This is a genomic window from Pseudostreptobacillus hongkongensis (assembly GCF_001559795.1).
GTDB classification, from domain to species: domain Bacteria; phylum Fusobacteriota; class Fusobacteriia; order Fusobacteriales; family Leptotrichiaceae; genus Pseudostreptobacillus; species Pseudostreptobacillus hongkongensis.
Window position 1 is genome coordinate 1 of record NZ_LOHY01000051.1, and the last position, 310, is coordinate 310.

At 58.1% G+C, this 310-nt stretch carries 1 protein-coding gene; it reads right to left on the reverse strand.

Annotated features, from left to right (window positions below; translation table 11 throughout):
- The coding region (locus tag AYC59_RS08525) for a hypothetical protein (RefSeq protein WP_211259989.1) at positions 1-310 on the reverse strand (310 nt) is incomplete at both ends.

Below are 310 nucleotides of genomic sequence, written 5' to 3' on the forward strand. Positions count from 1 at the left end.
GACTTCTGCCGCTTTACCGTTGTCCAGCACAGCCTGCAATTTCGCGCGCGCTTCGGCATCATCTTTCGCCAGTTTGCCGGAGGTAAGCATCTCCACGCACAGCGCCATTGTGACGTCAAACAGTCGCGGGTTACGGTATTCACCTGTCAGGAACTGTACCGCTTCACGCACTTCGACCGCGTTACCAGCGCTGGATGCCAGCACCTGGTTCATGTCGGTCAGCAGCGCGGTGGTGCGTACGCCTGCGCCATTTGCCACGCCAACAATCGCTTCGGCAAGGGCTTCAGAGAGTTCATAGGTCGGCATAAAC